This window comes from Frankia sp. CgKIO3, assembly GCF_977946435.1.
The window spans coordinates 1-2,810 of sequence record NZ_CDWTMO010000280.1; the positions used below are offsets into that span (position 1 = coordinate 1).

The window sequence follows — 2,810 nt, forward strand, 5'->3', positions numbered from 1 at the left end:
GCGCCGCGCCCCTGGCCGGAACCGGGCTGGGCGGAACCGGGCTGACTGGAACCAGACTGGGCGGGTGTGTCGGTCTTCGGTGGCGTCGACCGCTTCGATGATTCCGGGGTGTCCGCCGCGGCTGGCCGGGCGGGAGCCGGCGGCACCGACCGCTGCCCGCCGCCCACGGACCGCGCCGGTGAAGCTCCTCCCAAGGGTGGAACCGACGTCGGCGGGATACGGCCGGTACCCTGCCGCGGGGCGGCAACCGCGCTCCCGGGGTTTCCCGGCTTCCCGAGGTTCCCCGGCTTTTCGGGATTCTCTGTCTTTGTCGTGCTCTGCGGGCTTCCGGCCCGCTCCGCACCGCTCCGGCCGGCCGGACCCGCCTCGGCCGAACTCGCGCTCGCTGCTCGTCCGCCCTGGGAGGAGGTCGGATTCGACGCACGGGCGGACGTGGCGGCCGCGTTCCTCCCGGCCCCCGGGCGCGGTGCGGTCTTCTCCGTGGTCCCACCGCTCTGCCCGGTCCGGGGTACTCCGGTTTCGGGATTGGCCGCGGCGTCGCCGTTCGTCGACCGGGCGTCGGACACCTGACCGTCCGTCCCACTTCCCTGCTCGGCCATCCCACCACTTCCTGACATACACCGTGTGCAACAGGCCGCCGGCCGACCCGGTACGGACCGGAGGCGACCGGGCCCGGGCCGTACCACGCCCCCAGCTTGTCCGCCTAGGCCCAGCTCGGCATCATCATGACAGTCATCAGCTCACGCCCGACATGTGCCAGAACGGCAACGGCACAACGGTGGCCGCGCCGACGGGCCGTCGGCGACCGGCGGACTCGGCGTCGGCGCGGCTCGGGGTGCTCGAGGTAGGCCAGTTCTCGGTCAGGGATCAAAGATCAAAGATCAGGGATGCGACGCTGACGCCAGACGGTGGGGTCAGTCAGACGGTGGGATCAGATGGCCTCCCCGATGCGATGGACCCGCATCATGTTGGTCATGCCGGCCACGCCCGGCGGCGTCCCGGCGACGACGACCACCAGTTCACCCGGCTTGCATCGGCCAATATGGAAGAGGGCGCTGTCGACCTGGCGGACCATCTCGTCCGTGCTGTCCGCGAACGGCACGAGGAAGGTTTCCACGCCCCAGAAGAGCGCCATCTGGTTGCGAACCGCCGGAATCGGCGTGAAGGCCAGCACCGGAACCTCTGTACGGTACCGGGCGAGTCGCCGGGCCGTGTCACCACTGAGGGTGTGGGCCACGAGATAACGGGCGCCGACCGCGGCTCCTACCGACGCGGCGGCCTGGGCGAGTGCCCCACCGAGCGTGCGCGGTTCGGTCCGCAGGGGCGGTATCCGGCCGAGGTCGGCCTCGGCGGTCTCGATGATGCGCGCCATGGTGGCCGCGGCCTCGATGGGGTATGCACCGACGCTCGTCTCCGCCGACAGCATGATCGCGTCAGCGCCGTCCAGGACGGCGTTGGCGCAGTCACTGGCCTCGGCACGGGTCGGCCGCGGCGCGCTGACCATGGACTCGAGCACCTGGGTCGCGACGATCACCGGCTTGGCCCGCTCCCGGGCCTGGCTGACGGCGCGCTTCTGCACGAGCGGCACGTCCTCGAGCGGCAGCTCGACCCCGAGATCGCCACGGGCGATCATCAGACCGTCGAACGCCTCGATGATCTCGTCGAGTTCAGCGACCGCCTGCGGCTTCTCGATCTTGGCGTGGACCGGGACCCGGATCCCCACCTCATCCATGATCGCATGCACCGCCGCGGCGTCCACAGCACTCCGGACGAAGGACAAGGCGACCATGTCCACCCCGAGGTTGAGGGCGAACCGCAGGTCAGCGGCGTCCTTCTCGGTGAGCGCCGGGACGGTGAGCGCGGCGTTGGGAATGTTCATCCCCTTGTGGTCGCTCACCGGCCCGCCAATGACGACCGTGGTGTGGACGTCGGTGTCGGTCACCCCGTCGATCTGGAGGACCAGGCGGCCGTCGTCAACCAGGACGCGATCCCCGGCCGCGACGTCGCCCGGCAGGCCCGGGTAGGTTGTGCCGACCTGATGCTGATCGCCGGGAACATCACGGATCGTGACGGTGAACCGCTGACCGGGCAGCAGGGTGACCCCGCCGTCGGCGAAGCTCCCCAGCCGGATTTTCGGTCCCTGGAGGTCGGCGAGCGTGCCGACACTGCGGCTGGCCGCCTCCGCGGCCTCGCGCACCCGCGCGTACGTGACGGCATGCTGTTCGTGTGTTCCGTGGGAGAAATTTAGTCGGGCAATGTCCATTCCCGCGTCGACGAGGGCCCGGACCTTCTCTGGCGAGCTGGTCGCGGGGCCGAGGGTACAAACAATCTTGGCTCTACGGGGCACACCCAGAGCCTAAGTACTGATCGTCGGTCATTGCACACGGGGGCCACCAGGAGACGTGTGCGGCGGCCCGAGAAGTAGTCAGATCAGGCGTATCCGTTGTATGCTGCGCGTGGTCGCGCAGCGGCGTACCGTTCATATCGTCCGCGCCACACCCCTGTCGGTCGACGCGCGTGATACGGGAAAGACGGCAAGGGCGCCGGACGTTCCTGGGATCCGCTCCCTCGGATGCGGAAGTTGGTAGGGCACGATCGAGTCCCCCGGAGCCGGTATGAAACAAAATCCCGCCATCCACCGCCAATCGTCCGGCGACATCGACATCGACATCGCCGTCGCCGACGTCATGGCTCCCGCCGAGACCAGCGTTGTCGCCTCGGAGGTGCACGCCGGCGGCGCGGCCGGCGGGAGCTCCCCCGCGGCCGCACCGCTTCGTCCGGCCGAGCCCGGGTCTTAGAGCCTGTTTTTG

General features: G+C 69.8%; 3 protein-coding genes. 2 read left to right on the top strand and 1 reads right to left on the bottom strand.

Annotated elements, in window-relative coordinates:
• Positions 1 to 108 precede the first annotated feature (108 nt).
• A complete protein-coding gene (locus tag AC08OJ_RS19525; protein WP_476596501.1) occupies positions 109 to 570 on the top strand; it encodes a hypothetical protein in 462 nt (153 codons plus the stop codon).
• 361 nt (positions 571 to 931) lie between these two features.
• Here the strand turns inward: AC08OJ_RS19525 and pyk are convergent, their stop codons facing one another.
• A complete protein-coding gene (gene pyk / locus AC08OJ_RS19530) occupies positions 932 to 2,347 on the bottom strand; it encodes a pyruvate kinase (RefSeq protein ID WP_476594763.1) in 1,416 nt (471 codons plus the stop codon).
• 268 nt (positions 2,348 to 2,615) lie between these two features.
• On the opposite strand from pyk, the gene AC08OJ_RS19535 reads away from it, so the two are divergent.
• Positions 2,616 to 2,798, top strand: a complete 183-nt coding sequence (locus AC08OJ_RS19535; protein WP_462186253.1) for a hypothetical protein — start codon at positions 2,616 to 2,618, stop codon at positions 2,796 to 2,798.
• Positions 2,799 to 2,810 lie beyond the last annotated feature (12 nt).

Bases quoted from the DNA above. Each gene is read 5' to 3' on its own strand.
- AC08OJ_RS19535 (WP_462186253.1), top strand. From the start codon at position 2,616: ATGAAACAAAATCCCGCCATCCACCGCCAATCGTCCGGCGACATCGAC.